The 20,655-nt window shown below is 64.5% G+C and carries 20 protein-coding genes and 1 pseudogene; 19 read left to right on the forward strand and 2 right to left on the reverse strand.

Annotated features, from left to right (window positions below; all coding sequences use genetic code 11):
- Positions 1-134 precede the first annotated feature (134 nt).
- The 3 genes from ACFTSA_RS06110 (at position 135) to ACFTSA_RS06120 (ending at position 3,769) form a co-directional block, all read left to right on the forward strand.
- Entirely contained in the window at positions 135-1,910 is a 1,776-nt protein-coding gene (locus tag ACFTSA_RS06110) for a purine-cytosine permease family protein (protein WP_377950368.1), read from the forward strand.
- A 257-nt stretch (positions 1,911-2,167) separates the two neighbouring features.
- On the forward strand, positions 2,168-2,848 hold the full coding sequence (locus ACFTSA_RS06115; protein ID WP_377950369.1) for a DUF6318 family protein: 681 nt from the start codon (positions 2,168-2,170) through the stop codon (positions 2,846-2,848).
- A 552-nt stretch (positions 2,849-3,400) separates the two neighbouring features.
- Positions 3,401-3,769, forward strand: a complete 369-nt coding sequence (locus ACFTSA_RS06120; protein ID WP_377950613.1) for a PKD domain-containing protein — start codon at positions 3,401-3,403, stop codon at positions 3,767-3,769.
- Positions 3,770-3,785: 16 nt separating this feature from the next.
- Here ACFTSA_RS06120 and ACFTSA_RS06125 read toward each other — a convergent pair whose 3' ends face one another.
- A complete protein-coding gene (locus ACFTSA_RS06125; RefSeq protein WP_377950371.1) occupies positions 3,786-5,111 on the reverse strand; it encodes a GAF domain-containing protein in 1,326 nt (441 codons plus the stop codon).
- A gap of 190 nt (positions 5,112-5,301) precedes the next feature.
- On the opposite strand from ACFTSA_RS06125, the gene ACFTSA_RS06130 reads away from it, so the two are divergent.
- From ACFTSA_RS06130 to ACFTSA_RS06205, 16 genes and pseudogenes are all read left to right on the forward strand, one after another.
- On the forward strand, positions 5,302-7,092 hold the full coding sequence (locus ACFTSA_RS06130) for an NAD(P)/FAD-dependent oxidoreductase (protein ID WP_377950372.1): 1,791 nt from the start codon (positions 5,302-5,304) through the stop codon (positions 7,090-7,092).
- Positions 7,093-7,142: 50 nt separating this feature from the next.
- Positions 7,143-7,955, forward strand: a pseudogene (locus tag ACFTSA_RS06135) (zinc-binding dehydrogenase); the annotation flags it as partial.
- A gap of 172 nt (positions 7,956-8,127) precedes the next feature.
- A complete protein-coding gene (locus tag ACFTSA_RS06140; RefSeq protein WP_377950373.1) occupies positions 8,128-9,201 on the forward strand; it encodes an alkene reductase in 1,074 nt (357 codons plus the stop codon).
- A 193-nt stretch (positions 9,202-9,394) separates the two neighbouring features.
- Complete coding sequence (locus ACFTSA_RS06145; RefSeq protein ID WP_377950374.1) at positions 9,395-9,916, forward strand: alternate-type signal peptide domain-containing protein; 522 nt, start codon at positions 9,395-9,397, stop codon at positions 9,914-9,916.
- Positions 9,917-10,005: 89 nt separating this feature from the next.
- Positions 10,006-10,197 (forward strand): hypothetical protein, encoded by a 192-nt coding sequence (locus tag ACFTSA_RS06150; RefSeq protein WP_377950376.1) that lies wholly within the window; start codon positions 10,006-10,008, stop codon positions 10,195-10,197.
- Positions 10,198-10,292: 95 nt separating this feature from the next.
- A complete protein-coding gene (locus ACFTSA_RS06155) occupies positions 10,293-10,907 on the forward strand; it encodes a signal peptidase I (protein WP_377950378.1) in 615 nt (204 codons plus the stop codon).
- A complete protein-coding gene (locus ACFTSA_RS06160; RefSeq protein WP_377950380.1) occupies positions 10,904-11,392 on the forward strand; it encodes a hypothetical protein in 489 nt (162 codons plus the stop codon). Before ACFTSA_RS06155 ends, ACFTSA_RS06160 begins: the two co-directional genes overlap by 4 nt.
- Positions 11,393-11,444: 52 nt before the next feature.
- The gene (locus ACFTSA_RS06165; protein ID WP_377950381.1) at positions 11,445-12,176 is read left to right on the forward strand and encodes a GntR family transcriptional regulator; all 732 of its coding nucleotides are present in this window, start codon (positions 11,445-11,447) and stop codon (positions 12,174-12,176) included.
- 264 nt (positions 12,177-12,440) lie between these two features.
- Positions 12,441-13,436, forward strand: coding sequence for a sugar phosphate isomerase/epimerase family protein (locus ACFTSA_RS06170; protein WP_377950383.1), 996 nt, complete (start codon positions 12,441-12,443; stop codon positions 13,434-13,436).
- A 56-nt stretch (positions 13,437-13,492) separates the two neighbouring features.
- The gene (dhaL, locus tag ACFTSA_RS06175; RefSeq protein WP_377950384.1) at positions 13,493-15,268 is read left to right on the forward strand and encodes a dihydroxyacetone kinase subunit DhaL; all 1,776 of its coding nucleotides are present in this window, start codon (positions 13,493-13,495) and stop codon (positions 15,266-15,268) included.
- On the forward strand, positions 15,265-15,747 hold the full coding sequence (locus tag ACFTSA_RS06180; protein ID WP_377950385.1) for a ribose-5-phosphate isomerase: 483 nt from the start codon (positions 15,265-15,267) through the stop codon (positions 15,745-15,747). The genes dhaL and ACFTSA_RS06180 overlap by 4 nt, the downstream gene beginning before the upstream one ends.
- A 2-nt stretch (positions 15,748-15,749) precedes the next feature.
- Positions 15,750-16,718 carry a 3-hydroxyacyl-CoA dehydrogenase family protein gene (locus ACFTSA_RS06185; RefSeq protein ID WP_377950387.1) on the forward strand — a complete coding sequence of 323 codons (969 nt, stop codon included), beginning with the start codon at positions 15,750-15,752 and terminating at the stop codon, positions 16,716-16,718.
- 139 nt (positions 16,719-16,857) lie between these two features.
- Positions 16,858-17,625, forward strand: coding sequence for an SDR family NAD(P)-dependent oxidoreductase (locus ACFTSA_RS06190; protein WP_377950389.1), 768 nt, complete (start codon positions 16,858-16,860; stop codon positions 17,623-17,625).
- A gap of 12 nt (positions 17,626-17,637) precedes the next feature.
- Positions 17,638-17,778, forward strand: coding sequence for a hypothetical protein (locus ACFTSA_RS06195; RefSeq protein ID WP_377950391.1), 141 nt, complete (start codon positions 17,638-17,640; stop codon positions 17,776-17,778).
- A 52-nt stretch (positions 17,779-17,830) separates the two neighbouring features.
- Entirely contained in the window at positions 17,831-19,231 is a 1,401-nt protein-coding gene (locus ACFTSA_RS06200) for an MFS transporter (protein ID WP_377950392.1), read from the forward strand.
- 114 nt (positions 19,232-19,345) lie between these two features.
- Entirely contained in the window at positions 19,346-20,125 is a 780-nt protein-coding gene (locus ACFTSA_RS06205; protein WP_377950614.1) for a triose-phosphate isomerase family protein, read from the forward strand.
- Between the two features lie 36 nt (positions 20,126-20,161).
- Here the strand turns inward: ACFTSA_RS06205 and ACFTSA_RS06210 are convergent, their stop codons facing one another.
- The gene (locus ACFTSA_RS06210) at positions 20,162-20,458 is read right to left on the reverse strand and encodes a hypothetical protein (RefSeq protein WP_306921216.1); all 297 of its coding nucleotides are present in this window, start codon (positions 20,456-20,458) and stop codon (positions 20,162-20,164) included.
- Positions 20,459-20,655 lie beyond the last annotated feature (197 nt).

The raw sequence follows: 20,655 nt of genomic DNA on the forward strand, positions 1-20,655 counted from the left end.
GCCACGGGGTGGTGGGGCATTTTGACGGGCGCGAAGGACACTTTACACGGCTGTAATAGCGCCGGAACCGGACTGTCGCACGGCGTGACTAGCGTCGGCTTAGAAGACAAAGCGGCGACGAAAGCGGATGCCTCATGACAAATGACCTGCAGGACAGCGAACTCTTGGATAGCCCTGGCGGTGGCACCGCCGTCGGGCTCGAGACCAAGCGGCCCCGGGCGACGGCCAAAGCGGCGACGGCCAAAGCGGCGACGGCCCAAGCGGCAACCGGCAACGCGGACGCCTTGAGCGCCACGAAGGAGAGCCTGGAGGATTACACGCTCAGATTCGCGCCCCGTTCCTACCGCAAGTGGAGCGCGGGCGTGGTGGCGACGAGTGCACTCGGAGGCATTGCCTATCTGGCTGATTTTTCGATCGGCGCGAATATCGGGATTGCGTATGGAACGGTGAACGCGATCCTCGGTATTGTCGTCGCCGCCGTCATTATCTTCGCCACGGGTTTTCCGCTTGCCTATTATGCGGCCCGGTACAACATTGACTTGGACCTCATTACCCGCGGTTCCGGGTTTGGTTATTACGGTTCCGTGGTGACGAACGTGATTTTTGCGACCTTCACGTTTATCTTCTTCGCGCTGGAAGGGTCAATCATGGCGCAGGGCCTCGAACTGGGCCTGGGGATTCCGCAGTGGCTGGGTTATGCGGCGTCCACAATCATCATCATTCCGCTCGTCATTTACGGGATGAACACGCTGGCCAAACTCCAGGTCTGGACCACGCCGCTGTGGCTGCTTCTCATGGTGGTTCCGGTCGGCTACCTGCTGGTGTCCCACCCCGGCAGCATCGATGACTTCTTCGCCTACACCGGGCATTCAGGGGCTGCTGGAACCAACCTGGCATCCGTCATGCTGGCTGCCGGCGTCTGCCTGTCCCTGATGGCGCAGATCGCGGAGCAGATCGACTACCTGCGGTTCATGCCACCCAAGACCGCCGACAACAAGGGCGCTTGGTGGCGGGCCGTGATCCTTGCCGGGCCGGGCTGGGTTCTGTTCGGTGCCGTCAAGCAGATTGTGGGGATGTTCATTGCCGTCTACCTGATCGCCAAGCTGGATCCGGCGGCCTCGGCGACGGCGAACGAGCCGGTGCACCAGTTCCTCGGCGTCTACGAGGAGATGATGCCGGCATGGCTGGCAATGAGCCTGGCCGTGGTGCTGGTGGTGATCTCGCAGATCAAGATCAATGTCACCAACGCCTATTCGGGCTCGCTGGCATGGACCAACAGCTTTACGCGGGTGACGAAGACCTACCCCGGGCGGATGGTGTTCGTGGCGGTGAATCTGCTGATTGCCCTGGTCCTCATGGAGGCCAACATGTTCGACTTCCTCAACACGATTCTGGGCTTCTATGCCAACTGCGCCATGGCCTGGGTTGTCACCGTGGCTTCGGACATCGCCATCAACAAGTACCTGCTGAAGATTTCGCCCAAAACCCCCGAGTTCCGGCGCGGCATGCTGCACGCCGTGAACCCGGTGGGGTTTGTGTCCATGCTGGTTTCTGCCGGGATTTCCATCGCGGTGTTCTTCGGTGCTTTTGGTTCGGGCATCCAGCCGTATTCGCCGGTTTTCGCCGTGGGGCTGGCACTTGTGCTGCCACCGGTTCTGGCGGTCCTGACCAAAGGCAGGTACTACCTGCGGCGCACCGATGACGGCATCGACCTGCCGATGTTCGACGCCGACGGTAACCCCAGCGATGCAAGGCTGCTCTGCCACGTGACCGGGATTGAGTTCGAACGCCCGGACATGATGCGCTCCGCCCAGGACGGGCCCGACGGCGAACCCCGGTATGTTTCGTCGCTCGCCTTGTCGACGGATAAGGCAGGCGATCTGGTTCTCCCGGCGCAAGCCAAGGGGTAGGGCATTCTGGTTCTTGAGTTGCGCCGTGATGTTGACGGCACTGGCAGCTTCGTGATTCTGGCTGCGTGAATGGGATTGCAGCGGGTCCGGTGAGGTTCTCACCGGACCCGCTTTGCGTTGTGCCCTGGGGCGCTTTTTCATGTTTGCCCGGGCACAAGAGGCTGTGGATAACTTTGAGCCGGAAAGTGTGATCTCGGTTACCCTTTAACCACTGTTCGGACACAGATGTCTTGAAACCTATCCGGGGGGATTAGCGCATGACTTCTCGTACCTGCATTTCTGAACGCCTCCGTCTGCCTGTCATTTCTGCCGTCGCTGTGTCCGTCATTTTGCTTAGCGGCTGCAGCGGTGGTGGGAATCCCCAGGCTGGTCCGACTGGCACGAACGTAGCGTCGCCGGCTCAATCCGCTTCCGGTTCGGCATCTCCCCGGCCGAGCGCCACCCTTACGCCCAAGCCGACCCCGGTGTATAAGCCCGCCGACGCCAAGGGGAGGGCGCAGAACGTCCCCGTGCCGGTGAAGCCAGCGCTTGCCGACAAGAACACCAAGGAGGGGCTGGAGGCGTTTACTAAGTACTGGTATGAGCTCATGGGTTATGCGTACGAAACCGGAAATCTCAAGCCAATTGATGAGGTTACGGCGGCAGCATGCGCGTCATGCGGCAGGGTCCGGCCAACAATTCAGTCTTGGAACTCCGAAGGCAGGTGGATAGAAGGCGGGCGCTTTGAGATATTCGATGCCAGTACCAAGTTTCGTCCGGATGCCAACGGTAATCAGCAAGTGTTTGTGCAATATCATCGACTCGCCGTAAATTATCGGCAGGCCAATGGGATCATCAAGCAAGCTTTTCAGAAGACTAATTTGCTGGCAGACATTTTTCTTGCGAAGTATCAAAACGACGGTTGGTTTGTTACCAACGTTGATCGTGTCGGCGGCTAGATAGCCGTGGCCGCCGGGGGGAGGCGAGTCCTGGGCCATTTCGTGGCGTTCGTGGTACTAGCACTGACGTCTTTAGTTGGCGCTGGCGCTGCCGCAGCTGTCGGACCGATCGTAGATTGGGCAGGATCGGGCGTTGGCGTGTGGCATGAGGATGAGTCTGGAAATTGGGTTGACCTGCCTTTTGAAGCTCCTCAAATTCAAAAGGCCTACAAGTACGAAATGCTGTGCATCCGAAACAACCAGAACGACGTTGACCCCGCATGTATTGCACGGGCAAACTGTGCTGCTGGCAAAGACGGACGCCCTGTGCGATGGTTCGAGCGCTTCTTGAACGGGCCGCCTGGAGCGTGGAGTCCGATCAGCCCCGATCGTTGTATCTATTCGGAGGATCCCAGTGACGTCCTCGGTAGGATCGCCGCCCAGATCCAGCGCCGTTTCGAGCAGTTGCCGGTCATTGCAGGCACTCTAGGAATTCAGCCTCGTCCCCATACGCTGAGGGGTGCCGAGACCAACTTCTATGCGGAGTCATCGGTACAGTCTTTTGACGTGACAATGCTTGGGCAGAAGGTCCACATCATCGCGAAACCTGTCGAGTATCGCTGGGAGTACGGCGACGGGACATCGCTCGGCCCCACGACCACCATGGGCGGCCCGCTCCCGCAAGACCGCTGGGGTGAGAAGACACGAACCAGCCACGCCTACGCGGCGACCGGCGACTTCAACGTCGTACTCACTACGTACTTCCAGGGAACCTATTCCGTGAATGGCGGCCCGGATCTTCCCATACCCAACCAGGGGCAGTTCAGCTCCCCACCCCAGACGGTGAGCGTGTGGCGTTCCGTCACGCGCAATTACGCGGACGATTGCAACACAAACCCGCGCGGTGACGGCTGTCCAGGCGCTGCGCCGGGGAACCGCTAGAACAGTGCCGCGAAGCCTACGCCCGCAACTCCCGATCCATCCGTGCCATCTTGGCCCGCACCAACTGGAAGCGGGGATCATCCGTCCCGGCCACTCGCTCAACCACGGCAGCCGCGGCTGAATCGGCGGCTCCCATCTCGGTCGAGCACCATTGCAGGATCAGGTCGGCCACACCGCTGGCGCGGACAGAGGCGCCCACTGCCTCGTTGAGTTCATCGCGCATAAGTTCGATGGCGAAGTTGGCCGAACGGGTCAGAAGCTTGGCAGGATACGCGGCAAGTGCGTCGCTCACGCGCCCCGCCCGCAGGTGGGCAGCCACCGTCGACGCGTCGGTCTCAACCTTCACCCCGGCGGAGAACCGATACGGGTTGGGCTCCACAACGTTCCCAAGCAGGCCGCGAATCCGGTGCATCTCAGTCCGGACGGATGCAGCCGCACCGTCCTCGCCGTACAGTTCGTACGCCAGCTCCTCGGCGCTCCACCCACTTGACCGGGAAGAAAGCATCGCCAGGATCTCGGCGCGGCGCAATGTCAGCGCAAGCCGCGGCCCGCCGTCGATCTCTGCAGTGGGCTTGTCACCCAGGATCCGCAGGGTCAACCTGTGGCCGGTGCTTCTGACCTTTGCAGCCGGAATTGAGCGTGTCCCCTCCGGCCCGGAGCCGAGAGCTGGTGCTCCTGCCGATTTCAGCAGTTCCTCGGCCAGCCGGACACCGCACCGCACCATCCGCAGACTGTCCGGCGTCATGGACTGGATAGGTCCCGAGACATCAAGGACGCCCAGGACGTCGCCCGTGAACGGATCCCGGATAGGTGCGGCCGTGCAGGCCCAGTCATGGTGGGTGCGAACGAGGTGCTCCGCGGAGAACAGTTGGGCCGGTGTGCCGGTGAACAAGGCCTCGCTGATGGCGTTGGTACCCACCCCGGACTCGGACCAGTCCGCGCCCTCCACGAACTCCAGCGAATCCGCCTGGCGCAGAGCCTGAATGCTGCCGATCCGCCAAAGAACCTCGCCGAGGTGGTCCGTGACGATAAGCAGATGCCGCCCGTCGGTGGTCTCGTCGGCAAGCAGTTGGGACAGTGCCGGCATGACCACTGCCAGGCGGTGGTCGGCGCCGAGCAGCCGGGCTTCACTGACGCCGTGACGGTGAACCGGCCGATGCCGGTCGGGATCGATCCCCAGTGCCAGGGACCGCTGCCATGACGACACGAGTGACGGGGCGATGTGCGGATCAGGACGTCCGGAAATCGTGGCTTCATGGGCCTGTCGCAGGGCCCGGGCGTACTCGAGGGGCGACGTAAAGCGGAGACCGCGTGCCTGGGCGGCAGCGTCAGACATCGTCATACGCGTCCTCCCAACTCGCCATTGAATCGTGCCGTGCCGCCCACCAAGAGCGAAAAACATGCAACCCGATTGTAACCCCCGGCGGCTTTTACTTGTGATGCGGGTCACGGGGCGGCCAGGGGCGGAGGCCCCGGCATCCGCTACGTGGCAGCAGGCCGCACGGCCAGGTCATCAAATGAAAGAGGAAATCATGCCCGAGACACCAAACGGCATCGTCGCCGGATGGCTGGAGCAGTTCGATGAGGCGCTGCGCACGAAGGACACCGCCGCTGCCCTTGAGTTGTTCGACGACGAATCGTACTGGCGCGACTTCGTGTCCTTCACGTGGAACCTCAAGACCATGGAAGGCAAGGACAGCATTGGCCGCATGCTCGACGCGACCCTCAACGACGTCGGCCCGCACAACTGGGCGCTCGCCGAGGACGCCACCGGCGATGCGTCCAGCACAGAGGCCTGGGTGACATTCGAGACCGCGCAGGCACGGGGCTATGCCCACCTGCGCCTTCGCAACGGGAAATGCTGGACCCTGCTCACCACCATGCAGGAGCTCAAGGGATTCGAGGAGAAGAAGGGTCCCAACCGCGAGCAGGGAGTAGCCCACCGCATCGAGAAGGGCCGCAAATCATGGCTCGAACTCAAAGAGGAGCAGGCCGCCAAGCTTGGCTACGAGGAACAGCCCTACACCGTGATTATCGGCGGTGGCCAGGGCGGCATCGGACTCGGTGCACGGCTCCGCCGGCTCGGCGTTCCCACCATCATCATCGAGAAAAACGCGCGGCCCGGTGACTCCTGGCGGAACCGCTACAAGTCCCTACACCTGCACGACCCCGTCTGGTACGACCACCTGCCGTACATGAAGTTCCCTGACGACTGGCCCGTCTTCGCCGCCAAGGACAAGATTGGCGACTGGCTGGAGCACTACACGCGGATCATGGAGCTCAACTACTGGTCCAGCACCGAATGCACCAACGCACGCTGGGACGAGGGCGCCCGGGAGTGGGAAGTCAGCGTGGTCCGCGACGGCAAACCGGTCACCCTGCGCCCGAAGCAGCTCGTCTTCGCGCTCGGTGTCTCCGGCTACCCCAATGTCCCCAAGTTCGACGGCGCCGAGACGTTCCTGGGGGAGCAGTACCACTCGTCCAAGCACCCGGGCGGCGGGGACTGGACGGGCAAGAAAGCTGTGGTGATCGGGTCCAACAACTCAGCCCACGACATCTGCGCCGACCTCTGGGAGCACGGCGCCGACGTCACCATGGTCCAGCGCTCCTCCACCCACATCGCGCGCAGCGAATCGCTGATGGACCTCGCGCTCGGTGACCTTTACTCGGAACGGGCCCTGGCCAACGGCGTCACCACCGAGAAAGCGGACCTGCTGTTCGCCTCGCTGCCGTACCGGATCCTCCCGGATGCACAGATTCCGGTCTACCAGGAAATGGCGCGGCGCGACGCTGACTTCTATTCCCAGCTGGAGTCCGCCGGCTTCGACCTGGACTTCGGCGTCGACGGTTCGGGGCTCTTCCTGAAGTACCTGCGGCGCGGCTCCGGCTACTACATCGATGTCGGCGCCTCGCAGCTGATCATCGACGGCAGGGTGAAACTCGCCAACGGCCAGATCGGCAAGATCACGGGCAACGCGGTGGTCCTCGACAACGGCGCCGAGCTGGAGGCCGACATCATCATCTACGCCACCGGCTACGGCTCGATGAACGGCTGGCTCGCCGATCTGGTTTCACCCGAGGTGGCGGACGCGGTGGGGAAATGCTGGGGATTCGGCTCGGACACGCCCAAGGACCCGGGCCCGTGGGAGGGGGAACTGCGCAACATGTGGAAGCCCACCAACGTGGAGAACCTCTGGATCCACGGCGGCAATCTTCACCAGAGCAGGCATTACTCCACCTATCTGGCGCTGCAGCTCAAGGCCCGGATGGAAGGCCTTCCCACTCCGGTGTACGAGCTGCAGCCATCCCACCACACCCGCTGAAAGGGGCAGTCCATGAAAGCTGCACGGTTTCACAGCCGACGTGACCTCCAAAAGGGGTCACCGGGCTGTCGGTAGGGGACAACGTGGTGGTCGAGCCGTACTCCGTCTGCGACGACTGCGAGCCCTGCCGGGCCGGCAACTACAATCTGTGCACCCGCATGGGCTTCATCGGCCTGGCGGGAGGCGGAGGAGGACTCAGCGAAAAGATTGTGGTCGATTCCCGGTGGGTTCACCCCGTCGGCTCTATCCCGCTGGACGAGGCTGCCCTGATCGAGCCTTTGGCCGTGGCTTACCACGCAGTCGGCCGGAGCGGCCTGGCCGCCGGGGACATGGCCGTCGTCGGCGGCGCCGGGCCCATCGGCCTGCTCACCGCAGCCGTGCTGAAGGGGCTGGGAATCACGACGATCGTCACCGAGCTGTCCGCCGCCCGCAAGGAGAAGGCGGCCTCATCCGGCGTCGCCGACCATGTCATCGATCCCAGCGAGCAGGATGTGAAGGCGCGGGTGCTGGAACTGACCCGTGGTGCCGGAGCCGATGCCGCTTTCGAGTGCGCCGGCGTCAATGCGGTGCTGGACACCATGCTGGACGTTGTGAAACCGGCGGGCGTGGTGGTGAACGTTTCCATCTGGGGCCGCCCGGCCACGGTGGACATGCAGAAGGTGGTGCTCAAGGAAATCGATCTTCGCGGCACCATCGCCTACAAGGGGGACCATGCCGCGGTCATCCGGCTGGTCCAGGACGGAAAGGTGGACCTGAAACCCTTCATCACCGGACGCATCGCTCTCGAGGACCTCATCGACAAGGGGTTCGACACGCTGATCAACCACAACGACACCGCGGTCAAGATCATCGTCCACTCCTAGCGGCGGCCAGCGGGCCGGCAACAAATGAAGTACGACGGCGGCACCCAACCCGGGTGCCGCCGTCGGCCATGCCTGCGGTGCCGTGCGAGGTGAAGTGCGCCACACCCGGAATAGTTGCAGACGCGTGGCAGTTACCGCTGGTGAACCTGATGCATTCTGAAAGGAACTCCGCATGCTGTTTTCCCCGCTAACTCTCGGCGAGTACGAACTCTCCAACCGCCTCGTCATGGCGCCGCTGACCCGTGTACGCACTGGCAAGGAGGGTGTACCCGGCCCGCTCGTGGTGGAGCACTACCGCCAGCGCGCGTCCCTCGGCCTCATCGTCAGCGAGGGAACCTACCCCAGCCCCGCCGGCCGCTCGTACCCGGGACAGCCGGGACTGGTGACGCCGGAACAGATCGCGGGCTGGAAGGAGGTCACCGACGCCGTCCACGCCGAGGGTGGCCGGATCTTCGCCCAGATCATGCACGGCGGCCGCGTCTCGCACGAGGACATCAACGGCGGCCACCGCGTGGTTGCCCCCAGCGCCATCGCGGTCGAAGGTGAAACGCGCACCTACAACGGCAAGCAGCAGCACCCCGTCCCGCACGAACTCTCCATCGATGAGCTGCCCATCGTGCGCGAGGAAATCGTCACCGCATCGCGCAATGCCATTGAGGCAGGGTTCGACGGCGTTGAGCTGCACTCCGCCAACGGTTACCTTCTCCACGAGTTCCTGGCGCCGAACACCAACGTCCGTACCGACAGCTACGGCGGCTCGCCCGGGAACCGCGCCCGCTTCGTCATTGAGACGGTGAACGCCGTCGTCGAGGCGCTGGGTGCCAACCGTGTCGGCATCCGGATCTCGCCCGAGCACAACGTCCAGGGCATCGAGGAAACGAATGCCGCCGACGTCCGGGCAACCTATGAGGTGCTGGTCAACTCCATCGCCCCGTTGAACCTGGCCTACCTGAGCATCCTGCACGCCGACCCTACCGGCGACCTCGTCCAGGACCTGCGGTCACGCTTCAACGGCCCCTTCCTGGTCAACACCGGCTTCGGCGTCGTCACCACCCGCGAGGAGGCTCTCTCGCTCGTTGCCGACGGACACGCCGATGCCGTGGTCGTGGGCCGGCCCGCCATCGCCAACCCGGACCTCGCCCGCCGCTGGCGTGAAGGCCTGCCGCTGAACGAACCGGACCAGTCCACGTTCTACGGCGAGGGCGCGAAGGGTTACACGGACTACCCGGAGTACCAGCCGGCCTAGGCCTCGCGCTCCTCTATTTCGAGCCCCGTAAGTAGCAAAAGGAACCGCCCCTTCGCCGGGTGGTTCCTTTTGGTTTAAGCGGCAACTTTCTTGAGTGAATCTTGACCCTATGCCGCATGGAGTCCTGAGTTAGCCCCTGCATTGTTTTGTGCAGCAGGAAAACCACTCAGCATTCACCCCGGAGGGCCTCATCATGAAGAACAGCGCACTGATTAAGGGAACCGTCGCCATCGCAGTGGGCGCCGCTCTGCTGCTGGGCGGCGGCGGCACCCTGGCCTCCTGGAACGCCTCCGCTACCGGCACTCCCGGCACGGTCGTCGCCGGCGACCTCAACGTTACGGCCGCCACCGGCGTGTGGAAGGACCGCAACGACGTCCCTATCACCAACATCGCCAACTACAAGGTTGTCCCCGGTGACAAACTGACCTACACCCAGGACCTGGCGGTGACACTGACCGGTGACAAGATGGCCGCGACAGTTGCAGCCGCTGGAGCTACCCCGGCCAACGGATTCACTGCGGCCAATGTGATTGTCACCGCGCCCGCACTTACCGTGGGTGGCGCGGCTGTCAGCAACCCGCTGACGGCCTCCGCAACGGTTACAGCCACCATCACGTTCGAGTTCAAGTCCTCCACTTCGGGCCGTTCGGACGTGACCAAGACGTACAACTTCAACGACGTCTCCTTCACCCTGGACCAGATTGCCCCCGCGTAACGGGCCTGCTCTAAGCCACTTCCGGCCGTCGCTCAGGGCGGCCGGAAGTTCAAACGTCGGCCGTAATCGATTGAGGGTCAGGAGGAGCCATGGGCATCCCGCGCAATCTGCGGGCAGCGGCACTCGTCACCACGGGCACGGCGGCCAAGAGCAATGTTGGGGCCGGTGATCTGGCGCAGTACCTCACCGTCAGTGCCAAGTTTGCGGCAAGCAGCGCCGCCTGCGGCAGGCCTGGCTCCGGTCGCCGTTCCGAAGGGGACTGGCACCACACTGTGTTTTGAAACCAAGCTTGCCTCCAACGCTCCAGCCACCGTGAAAGGACAATCCGTGACCATCACGACTCCCCTCACCGCGACGCAACTCTGCGGGGTGCCCAGTGGCTGCGCCTAGTATTCTTCCGACGGCGGGCGCGGCCGTTGCTGCACCAGCTCGGGGTGAGGCTTCCGGCCGCCAGGCTGTTCGGTGGCTCGCGGCGGCCGGCAGAACCATCAACTTCGTGCTGCTGGTGGTCGCAGTGTTCGCTGCCCTGGTGCTCATCCTGGTCCCCAAGGCCACGGGCTCGCAGACCTACACCGTGCTGACAAACTCGATGGCGCCCAAATACTCACCGGGGACCTACCTTGTGGTCAAGCCCACGGCGTTCAGCGAACTCAAGGCCGGGGACGTCATCACGTTTCAGCTGGAATCGGGAAAACCTGCGGTGGAGTCGCACCGCATCATCGGCTTTGGGACCACGCAATCGGGGGAGAAGACCCTCATCACCAAGGGCGACAACAACGACATCACCGATGCCAATCCCGTCCGCGAGCTGCAGGTGAAGGGCAAGCTCTTCTACGCCGTCCCGTATGTGGGCTACGTGGCCAACGCGCTGGGGAACTCCGACCGCGGACTCTGGGTGTCGGTGGGCGCAGCGGGACTCATCGGCTACGGCGCCGTGCTCATCTTCCGGACCATGCGCAGCCGGCGCCGCGAAGCAGGAGCGGCAGCGTGAACACCCCAGACGCAGCCCAGGCCAAGGTCCCCGGCGCAATGCTGGCACTCTTCGCCTTCGTGCTGACAGTTTTGCTGGGCATCGGCGGGACTGCCGCCGCCGCACTGTGGCAGCAGTCCGCCACGGCGACGATGTCGGTCTCCGCAGCTGCCGACTGGGGCCCGCCCGCAATAACTCTGGCCTGTACGCCCAGTTCGAACGAAAAGACGGCAACCCTGACGGTAACGTCCGCGCAGACGCCCACGCTGCTCACTATTGCCCGCCGGTCCGGCGGCTCCTACAGCCCGCTCGCGATCGAGTACCCCTCCGACCTCAACGCGCAAACGTTCACCTTGACCGAGACCTCGCTCATTATCGTTGCCAACGCCGGTGTTAGCCCGATGACTGTCCGCGTGACGGCTACCTACCTGGACGGTCAGAAAGCAATGGCGGAGTGGACCTTGGGGATCGTCTCCAATGGCGGGAAGGTCAAGTGCGCGCCGTAACGTCCGCCTGAGCGTGCCAGTCATCACTGATGTGCCCCTATAGGATCTGATCATGCAAAAAGCGTCCAACGGCACCCGCGCCGGCAGCCGGCCCGAGGGGCAGACCGGAGGCAAAGGAGGCCGGACGGTCAGCCGCCAGGTCCTGGCCGACCACGTATACGAGGAACTGCTGGCCTCGCTCATGGACGGCAGGCTGGAACCCGGGGCCGCCGTGAGCATTGACGGAACGGCCCGTGAGCTGGACGTTTCCCCGACCCCCGTCCGCGAAGCATTGGCCCGCCTGGAACACACCGGCATGGTCCGCAGGGTGGCACTCAAGGGGTACCGCGTTGCGCCGGTGTTCACCCGCGAGGACTTTGCGGATCTCATGGAGGCCCGCCTCGCAATCGAGCCCGTCAACGCCCGGATTGCCTGCGCCCGCCTGAATCCGCACCGCCTTGCCGAGCTCGAGCAGACAGTCACCGACCTGAAGTCAGCGCCCCGCGGCCCGTCCTTTGTCGAGTACAAGGACTACCTCGAGGCCGACGAGCGCTTCCATCAGCTCATTGCCCAGCAGACGGACAATCAGTTCCTGGTCGGCGCATATGCCGCACTCGGCGGACAGGTACAGCGCTTCCGGCTTTTCGGGGGAGTGGGCATCACCGACGCCGAGAATGCTATCGCCGAGCACCAGGCCGTTCTGGATGCTCTATCCAGCGGCGATCCCGGCAAGGCTGAAGCCGCCATGGCGGCCCACATCCAGAAGGTCCGCGAGCGCGCCATGGCCGACGCGCCGGAGGAGTAACCGGTCCCAAAGTAAGTGGCAGCAGAGGGCGTTCCCAGCCGTGGGAACGCCCTCTGCTGCTACCTCGACGGGGAGAGCGTGGAAGGTCCAGCGACATGATGCCCGGACGTGAGGCTCTTCACACGCCACCCTGACCCCTATAGGATCTTCGATAGTCCCGCTAACGAGAGGACGTCTGGGTCTGACTTTGCGGTGTGACCTTGACAACTTCTATCGGATAGTAAATCCTATAGGAAACAGGATTCCACAAGGGAGTGAACACCAATGGCTTACACCGCCGACAACTGGCCCATCACTGCGGCACTGCTGCAGTTCCCGGGCGTCGACGCCCAGGGCACCCACATCAACGATGCCGACGCCTCCGCATGGGCCGAAGTCCTCAACGAGGTCAAGGAAGCAGGCTTTGCCAACGCCGACCTCACCGACAGCTGGGTCCGGCCCGGCGACCTCAGCAAGGAGCGCCTCGCCGAGTTCAAACAGACCGCCGACAGCGTGGGCATCGGCATCCCGGTCATCTCCGCCATTCGCCGGAGCGTGATCGAGGAGGGCAAGTGGGAGGACAATCTGGCCTACAGCCACCGGACGATCGACGCCGCCGCCGAACTCGGCTGCGAGGTTGTCTCCTTCGGACTGCACCAGGCCATCACCCCGGAGCAGCAGAAACAGCTCTGGTTCTGGACGGTCGAAGGCTACAAGGATCCGGCAGGGGACAAGGAAGCCTGGAACAACGCCGTCGCCCGTTTCCAGGAACTGGGCCGGCACGCCGCAGAGGTGGGCGTCCTGCTCTCGCTCGAGATGTACGAGGACACCTACATCGGCACCGCGGACTCCTCCGTGCAGTTCGTCCAGGACATCGGCCTGTCCAACGTCGGCCTCAACCCGGACCTCGGCAACCTGATCCGCCTGCACCGACCCATCGAGGACTGGCGGGAAATGGTTGCCAAGACCCTGCCGTACTCCAACTACTGGCACATGAAGAACTACATCCGTGACGAGGATGTAGCCCGCGACATGTACGTTGCCATGCCCTCCAGCATGGAAAGCGGCCTCATCAACTACCGCGAGGCGTTCAAGGTGGCCCTCTCCGTCGGCTTCCAGGGGATCCTGTGCACCGAGCACTACGGCGGCGACGGACTCTCCGTGACGGCCAGCAACCAGGACTACCTGCGGCGCCACGTGCTGCCGAAGAAGGCTGGCTACGCACTCGGACAGAGCCAGGTGGCGCAGGGCCGCCAGCAGCCTGTGGCCGTAGCGCGCTAGAGGCGCCCCACTAGAAGTCAGAACTGACCAACCAACCCCGGATTCAATGAGGAACCATGACCCAGATCTTCGACAATCCCGCTGATTTCGCAGACGAGGCACTGGACGGCTTCGTAGCCGCCAACCGCGGGTACGTTGCCCGCGTGGACGGCGGCGTGGTCCGCTCCACCGAGATCCCCGCCGGCCAGGTGGCCCTCGTGGTGGGCGGCGGCTCCGGCCACTACCCGGCCTTCGCCGGCCTGGTCGGGCCAGGCCTAGCCGCAGGGTCCGCGTGCGGCAACATGTTTGCCTCCCCGGCCGCCGGACAGGTCTACCGTGTGGCAAAGGCAGCCAACGCCGGCGGCGGGGTGCTGCTGAGCTACGGCAATTACGCCGGCGACGTGCTGCACTTCGGCCAGGCGCAGCTCCGTCTGAACGCCGAGGGCATCGAGACGCGGACCGTGCTGGTCACGGACGACATCGCCAGCGCCCCGCTGGACCAGATCGAGAAGCGCCGCGGCATCGCCGGCGACCTGACGGTCTTCAAGATCGCAGGCGCCGCCGCCGAGGCAGGGCTGAGCCTGGACGAGGTGGAGCGCCTGGCGATCAAGACCAATTATCGTACCCGGTCCCTTGGTGTTGCCTTCGATGGCTGCACCCTCCCGGGCGCATCCGAGCCGCTGTTCCACGTCCCGGCCGGGCAGATGTCGCTGGGCCTTGGCATCCACGGCGAACCGGGCATCTCTGAGCACCCCATGCCCACCGCCTCCGAACTTGCCGAGCTGCTGGTGTCGCGGCTGCTCGAGGACAAGCCGGAGGACGCCGGCGACCGGGTGGTTGCCATCGTCAACGGACTGGGCACGGTCAAGTACGACGAGCTGTTCCTCCTCTTCGGAAAGGTCGAAAAGCTCCTCAACGCCGCCAACCTGACGGTCGTGGAGCCGGAGTGCGGCGAACTCGTCACCAGCCTGGACATGTCCGGGCTCTCGCTCACCCTGCTGTGGCTCGACGACGAACTCGAGCAGTTGTGGGCCGCGCCGGCCGACACCCCTGCCTTCCGCAAGGGCAACACCGCCCCGCGTGCCCGCCGCGAACTCACCGGCACGGACGAAGCAGCTGACGTGGACACCGAGAAGGCAACCGCGGCGTCCGCCAACCTGGGCCGGATGGCAGCTGCCGTCCTCGCCCAGGTGCGGGACGTCGTCGTCGAACACGAAGCGGAACTTGGCGACCTGGACGCGATTGCCGGCGACGGCGACCACGGCATCGGCATGCGCCGAGGCGTTGATGCGGCAGTTGCGGCCGGTGAGCAGAACGCCCAGGCGGGAGCCTCTGTTGAACGCGTTCTCACCGCGGCGGGCGAGGCGTGGAGCGAGCGCGCCGGCGGAACCTCGGGCGCGCTGTGGGGCACGGCCGTGATGGCTGCAGGACTCGCGCTCGGAAACCGCGATTCGTACGAAGCCGGAGACGCGGCCGCCGCCGTCACCGCCTTCAGCGACGCCATCACCGAACTCGGCAAGGCGGAGCCGGGGGACAAGACCATGGTTGACGCCCTCCTGCCGTTCCGGGACGCGTTCAAAGAAGCGTTCGACGGCGGGACCTCCCTGGGCGGCGCACTCACCGCCGCCGCTGCCGCGGCGAACGAAGCAGCCCGCCGGACCGCTGACCTTCGCCCGCTCAAGGGCCGTGCGCGCCCGCTGGCGGAAAAGAGCCTCGGCCACCCGGACCCCGGCGCGGTCTCCTTCGGACTGATTGCCGAGCGCGTGGCCACGTACCTCGCATCTGATGCGGCCGACTCCACGCCGGCCGCGTCCCACATGGCCTCGACGGCCGGAAACGGAGCAACGGAATGAGCACCACAGAAGGCTGGCGCATTGTCATCGGCAACGATGAGGCCGGCGTTGAATACAAGGAAGCACTGAAGGCCCTGCTGGAGGCGGACCCCCGCGTTGCCTCCGTCGAGGACATCGGCGTCGCGGCCAACGACTCCACGGCTTACCCCCATTTGGCCGTCGCAGCTGCCCGCAAGGTAGCTGACGGCCAAGCGGACCGCGCCCTCCTGATCTGCGGCACCGGCCTGGGCGTGGCCATTGCCGCCAACAAGGTGCCCGGCGTCCGCGCCGTCACCGCGCACGACAGCTACTCCGTGGAACGCTCCGTCCTCAGCAACAACGCCCAGGTCCTCACCATGGGCCAGCGCGTCATCGGACTGGAACTCGCCAAGAAGCTCGTCGGCGAATGGCTGGAGCACCGCTTCGACGAAAACTCCTCCTCCGCCGCCAAGGTGGACGCCATCTGCTCGTACGAACCCGACTACACGAAGGCCGACTGACCATGACCGAAACACCCACCAGCTCACCCAAATTCGCCGTCGTCGGATCCGGCTACATGGGCGGCGGCATCGCGCAGGTCCTTGCCCTTGGCGGTGCCCGCGTTGCCCTCGCTGACGTCTCCGCTGAGGTGGCCCAGAAGAACTACGAGCGCCTGCTGACCGAGTCCGACCAGTTCGTGGCCGACGGCCTGTTCCCCGAGGGCTCCACCGAAATCCTGAAGCAGAACCTCTGGGCCGCGAAGGACATCGAGGAAGCCGTGGCCGATGCCGACTTCATCGAGGAGGCAGTGCCCGAGGTCCTCGCCATCAAGCACGAGACCCTGGCCCGCATCAGTGCCGCCGCGCGGCCGGACGCCATCATTGGCTCCAACACCTCCACGATCTCCATCGCCGAGCTCTCCCAACCGGTCGCCAACCCGGAGCGCTTCCTTGGCGTACACTTCTCCAACCCGTCGCCGTTCATCCCCGGCGTCGAGATCATCCCGCACGAGGGCACCTCCACCGAGACCGTTGCCGCTGTCCGCGACCTTGTCCACTCCGCCAACAAGCAGACGGCAGTGGTCAAGGACGTTACCGGGTTTGTGCTGAACCGGCTGCAGTACGCCCTCTTCCATGAGGCTGCGCAGCTGGTGGAGCAGGGCATTGCGACGGCGGAGGACGTGGACACCCTGGTCCGCACCACCTTCGGCTTCCGGCTGCCGTTCTTCGGCCCGTTCGCGATCGCCGACATGGCCGGCCTGGACGTCTACAACTTCTGCTACAAGTCGCTGCAGACCGACTTCCCGGAGCGCTTCGCCACCCCCAAGATCCTCACGGACCTCGTGGAGGCAGGCAAGCTCGGCACCAAGACCGGCGCGGGCTTCCTGAACGTCCCGGCCGAGCGCACCCCCGAGCTGATCGCCTACCGCAACAAGGCCTACGTCGCCATGCAGAAGCTCATCGAGGAACTCGGCCAGGCCCCCATCAACTAAGCACCAGCTCACCAAGCACCACGGCAGTTGGGCGCTGTGCAGGCAGTTGCCCTCCTGTTGTGCTGCCCGATTTCTCCGGTTGCTGCCAGTGGATTCCGCCCGGCAGCAACCGGTCCCCTTACAACCTAGGAGCACATCCATGAGCACTTTTCCGTCCGAGCGCACGGCCATCGTCACCGGCGCTGTCTCGGAGCGCGGCATCGGCCGGGCCACCGCCAACTACCTGGCGGAGCAGGGCTGGAACATCGGCATCATCGACCTGGACGACGCGCTCTGCCAGGCCACGGCCAAGGAGATCGCGAGCCAGTACGGCGTGAAGGCCCACGGCGCCGGCGCGAATGTTGCCGACGAAGCCTCGGTCCGCGCAGCTATCGACTCCATCGAAGCCGAGCTCCCGCAGATCGTGGCCCTCGCCAACGTTGCCGGCGTCAGCTCGCCGGTCCCGTACCTGGAACTCGACGCCGCCGAGTGGAACCGCGTGCTCAACATCAACCTCAACGGCGTCCACTACGCCACCCGCCGTGTGGCCGAATCCATGGTGAAGAACGGCATCGGCCGCATCGTGAACATCTCCTCCGTCTCCGCGCAGCGGGGCGGCGGAACGTTCTCCAAGACCCCCTACTCCGTGGCCAAGGCCGGCGTGATCGGCCTGACCCGTTCCACCGCCCGCGAACTCGGGGAGTACGACATCACGGTCAACGCCATCTCACCGGGCCCCATCGACACCGACATCATGGGCGGCACCCTCAGCCAGGAACGCAAGGACGAACTGGTCAGGGACCTCGTGGTGAACCGCGTCGGTTCCACCAGAGACATCGCAGCAGCCATCGCCTTCCTCATCAGCGAGGACGCCGGATACATCTCCGGCCAGACGCTGAATGTGGATGGCGGCCTCTATATGCACTAGGAACGGACAGTCATGTCACAGCACAAGAAGCCTGCAGCAACCCCTGCCCCGGGCACCGGACTCAGGTCCTGGAGCCGCGGGCGCAAGCTCTACCTCGCCGTGGGCATCCTTTCCTGCATCGCCGGAATCATGATCATGGCGTTCTCCGGCTAAGAACAGCAACCCCACTCTCGTTCGTACCTGATTTACTCAAAGAGGAGTTTTGATGTCCCTAACAGCAGCTTCCACCAAGGAGCTCCTGGATTCGCCGGTCCTCAAATCGGCGATATCCAAGGCTTCGTTCCGGCTTATGCCGATGCTTGTCATTTTGTACGTGGTGGCCTTCCTGGACCGCACCAACGTGGGCTTTTCCGAAGCGGCCCTGGGCGTGGACAAGGGCATCAGCGCAGGGGCGTTCGCCCTTGGCGCCGGGATCTTCTTCATCGGCTACGCCTTGTTCGAAATCCCCAGCAACCTGCTACTGACCAAGTTCGGCGCCAAGGTGTGGCTGGCACGCATTGCCATCACCTGGGGGATCGTCTCCGCCTGCTTCGCTTTTGTGCAGGGCGAGACGTCCTTCATCATCCTGCGGTTCCTGCTGGGCGTGACAGAGGCCGGCCTGTTCCCGGGTGTCATCATGTTCCTGGCGGCCTGGTTTCCGAACAAGGTCCGCGTGAAGATGTTCGCCATCTTCTACCTGGCCCAGCCGTTCTCCCAGATGATGGGCGCGCCACTGTCCGGCTGGCTGATCAACATTGGCGACCAGGTTCCGGGCGTGCAGGGCTGGCAGGTCATGTTCTTCGTCGAAGGTATGCTGGCTGTCCTTGCCGGCGTCGCCGCGTACTTCTTCCTGATCAACAGCCCGCAGGACGCAAAGTTCCTGGAAAAGGATGAGAAGAAGGCGCTGCTGGACGTCATGGCGCTCGAGGACACCGTCAAGGAGGAGACCGGACCCCGCGGCGTTCTTGCCGCCATGAAGAACCGCAAGGTCTGGTACTTCACGGTGATCTATTTCTGCCTCCAGATTGCCGTCTACGGGGTGACGTTCTACCTGCCCCAGCAGGTGTCCCAGCTGACCGGACAGAAGGTGGGTCTCGCCGTCGGACTTCTGGCCGCCATCCCGTGGTTCTTCGGCATCTTCGCCTGCTACTTCATCGGCAAGGCCGCCAACACCATAGTCCGCCGCCGCGTCTGGGGCACCGGCCTCTTCATTTCCACCGGCCTGTGCATCTTCGGCTCGGCCTGGGCCGGCGCCAACCACCTCCCGGCGCTGGGCATCATCTTCATCACCCTGGCGGTCTGCAGCTTCCTGTCGATCGGCCCCATCGCCTGGTCATATCCGACGGCGTTCCTCACCGGAACCGCCGCCGCGGCGGGCATCGGACTCATCAACTCGCTGGGCAACCTGGGCGGCTTCGTGGCCCCGATCCTGCGGACCACCGTCAACCAGGTCACTGCCTCGGACACCGGCACCATGGGCGTCTACGCACTCGGTGTGCTGCCGTTCCTCGCCGCGGCCATGATGATCGGCACGCGGAAGTTCAAGAACAAGGCCGACGACCTGCTCGAGACCAGGACCACCGCGAAGGCAGGCACTGCCGAAGACCAGGCACTGCTGGAAAAGTAGTCAGCAGCAAAGCCCAGCAGTTCAGCAACACCAGCAAAGGCAGGAAACCCCGTGACCCAACTCAGCCAGGCCATCCAAGACCCCGGCACGATTCTGGTCGGCGTCAGCACCAAGATGTACCTCGGCTACCGGGACAGCCTGCGCTGGCTGGATGAACTGCGCCAGCAGGTGGACGCCCGCCCGGCCCTCGCGGCCGGGCGGGTGGTCCCGTTTGTGATTCCATCCTTCCCGATGCTTCCGGCCGCCGGGGAGATCATTGCCGGCTCGCCGCTGGTCCTTGGTGCCCAGAACTGCGGTTGGGCCGACGGTCCGTGGACGGGCGAGCTCTCGCCGTCGCTGCTTGCCGAGCTGGGCGTCGGACTCGTCGAAATCGGCCACGCCGAACGGCGCCGGCACTTCGCCGAGGACGACGCCATGATCGCGCTCAAAGTCAGGGCGGCCGACGGCGCCGGCATCACCCCGCTGCTGTGCGTGGGGGAGGAGTCGCGCGGCTCGGAGATCACCACAAGCACCGAAGCGGCCGACGCCGGGAGTACTGGCGGCACGGAAGGCGCCGCCCGCTTCGTCTACGGACAGATCCAGGCTGCTGTCGGCGGTGACTGGGACCTGGCCGCCCGGCTGGTCATCGCGTATGAACCCGTCTGGGCCATCGGCGCCGCCGAGCCTGCCAGCGCGGAGTACGTCTCCGCCGTCGTCCGTTCTTTGCGGGAGTTGCTCGGTGCCCATGGGCTGCAGGATCTGCCGGTCATCTATGGCGGCTCCGCCAAACCCGGCCTGCTGCCCACCCTGGACGGTGTGTCGGGGCTGTTCCTCGGCCGGTTCGCGCACGACGCCGCGAACTTCGGAAAAGTGCTGGACGAGGCATTGTCACTGCCGGGCGTGGCCAGCTCCTAGCCACCCGGCACCACAAAACGGCACTACAAAACGGCACTACAAAAAGGCCTCGCGGCCCGTCCCCTCGCTGAGCACGAGCTCGCCGTCCTCAATGGACACTAGGAGGCTGCGCGGCCGGCCGTGGAGCTTCATTTCCGCGCTGAGGTTGCGGCTGGTGACTTCGACCCCCACGGTAGCGCCTTTTGCCGGCAGTTCCACGGAGACTTCCTCGGCCATGCCCAACAGTTCCCGGGTGGTGACATCGCGGTCGTACCGGGCCTCCTTGCCGTTGACCGTGATGGCGACTTCATCGTCGTTGAAGCCGTCCTGAAGAATGATGAGCAATTCCTGCATGATGCGCCGCCTAAGTCGATGACCCCCTCTGCATAAAGTCACTACACCACTTAAGGACGGATGTGGGTAGTGCGGTTTGTTCCGTTCTCCGGTCTCCTGACCGCCGCGGATCCGGTCGCGTAGGGCAAAATGTTCTGGTGACCCAACAGCCGCAGCACGCCGCCACGCCCACGCCCAGCCCTGCCTCCGCCGCCGGG

This window comes from Arthrobacter sp. NPDC057013, assembly GCF_042674585.1.
Lineage (GTDB): Bacteria > Actinomycetota > Actinomycetes > Actinomycetales > Micrococcaceae > Arthrobacter.

What these genes read in the sequence shown, in the direction of transcription:
- ACFTSA_RS06110 (WP_377950368.1), top strand. Translation starts at nt 135, where the DNA reads ATGACAAATGACCTGCAGGACAGCGAACTCTTGGATAGCCCTGGCGGT.
- ACFTSA_RS06115 (WP_377950369.1), top strand. Translation starts at nt 2,168, where the DNA reads ATGACTTCTCGTACCTGCATTTCTGAACGCCTCCGTCTGCCTGTCATT.
- ACFTSA_RS06120 (WP_377950613.1), top strand. Translation starts at nt 3,401, where the DNA reads ATGCTTGGGCAGAAGGTCCACATCATCGCGAAACCTGTCGAGTATCGC.
- ACFTSA_RS06125 (WP_377950371.1), bottom strand. Translation starts at nt 5,111, where the DNA reads ATGACGATGTCTGACGCTGCCGCCCAGGCACGCGGTCTCCGCTTTACG.
- ACFTSA_RS06130 (WP_377950372.1), top strand. Translation starts at nt 5,302, where the DNA reads ATGCCCGAGACACCAAACGGCATCGTCGCCGGATGGCTGGAGCAGTTC.
- ACFTSA_RS06140 (WP_377950373.1), top strand. Translation starts at nt 8,128, where the DNA reads ATGCTGTTTTCCCCGCTAACTCTCGGCGAGTACGAACTCTCCAACCGC.
- ACFTSA_RS06145 (WP_377950374.1), top strand. Translation starts at nt 9,395, where the DNA reads ATGAAGAACAGCGCACTGATTAAGGGAACCGTCGCCATCGCAGTGGGC.
- ACFTSA_RS06150 (WP_377950376.1), top strand. Translation starts at nt 10,006, where the DNA reads ATGGGCATCCCGCGCAATCTGCGGGCAGCGGCACTCGTCACCACGGGC.
- ACFTSA_RS06165 (WP_377950381.1), top strand. Translation starts at nt 11,445, where the DNA reads ATGCAAAAAGCGTCCAACGGCACCCGCGCCGGCAGCCGGCCCGAGGGG.
- ACFTSA_RS06170 (WP_377950383.1), top strand. Translation starts at nt 12,441, where the DNA reads ATGGCTTACACCGCCGACAACTGGCCCATCACTGCGGCACTGCTGCAG.
- dhaL (WP_377950384.1), top strand. Translation starts at nt 13,493, where the DNA reads ATGACCCAGATCTTCGACAATCCCGCTGATTTCGCAGACGAGGCACTG.
- ACFTSA_RS06180 (WP_377950385.1), top strand. Translation starts at nt 15,265, where the DNA reads ATGAGCACCACAGAAGGCTGGCGCATTGTCATCGGCAACGATGAGGCC.
- ACFTSA_RS06185 (WP_377950387.1), top strand. Translation starts at nt 15,750, where the DNA reads ATGACCGAAACACCCACCAGCTCACCCAAATTCGCCGTCGTCGGATCC.
- ACFTSA_RS06190 (WP_377950389.1), top strand. Translation starts at nt 16,858, where the DNA reads ATGAGCACTTTTCCGTCCGAGCGCACGGCCATCGTCACCGGCGCTGTC.
- ACFTSA_RS06195 (WP_377950391.1), top strand. Translation starts at nt 17,638, where the DNA reads ATGTCACAGCACAAGAAGCCTGCAGCAACCCCTGCCCCGGGCACCGGA.
- ACFTSA_RS06200 (WP_377950392.1), top strand. Translation starts at nt 17,831, where the DNA reads ATGTCCCTAACAGCAGCTTCCACCAAGGAGCTCCTGGATTCGCCGGTC.
- ACFTSA_RS06205 (WP_377950614.1), top strand. Translation starts at nt 19,346, where the DNA reads ATGTACCTCGGCTACCGGGACAGCCTGCGCTGGCTGGATGAACTGCGC.
- ACFTSA_RS06210 (WP_306921216.1), bottom strand. Translation starts at nt 20,458, where the DNA reads ATGCAGGAATTGCTCATCATTCTTCAGGACGGCTTCAACGACGATGAA.